Annotated in this window: 1 pseudogene; it reads right to left on the reverse strand. The window is 31.6% G+C overall.

Annotation, left to right across the window (positions count from 1 at the left end):
• Positions 1-31 precede the first annotated feature (31 nt).
• Positions 32-209: pseudogene (locus AVJ20_RS18240) on the reverse strand (IS4 family transposase); the annotation flags it as partial.

Raw genomic sequence — 209 nt, forward strand, 5'->3', positions numbered from 1 at the left:
GCATCAAGATATTAATATCTCGTTTTCCCTATTTCCAATTAGTTCTATCCAAAGTTAATTGGACTTTATCGAATGAAAATATATTGAAAATTAACTGAGAAATTTGACGATAATCGAAATACTGATCTGCAAAGAAGCGTTGTATACGTCGATAAAATGATTGTGGTAAGCACTTGATGGGTAAGGCTTTAGATGCAGAAGAAAGATTA

Origin of the sequence: Acinetobacter sp. CFCC 11171 (assembly GCF_003268405.1) — a bacterium.
GTDB classification, from domain to species: domain Bacteria; phylum Pseudomonadota; class Gammaproteobacteria; order Pseudomonadales; family Moraxellaceae; genus Acinetobacter; species Acinetobacter amyesii.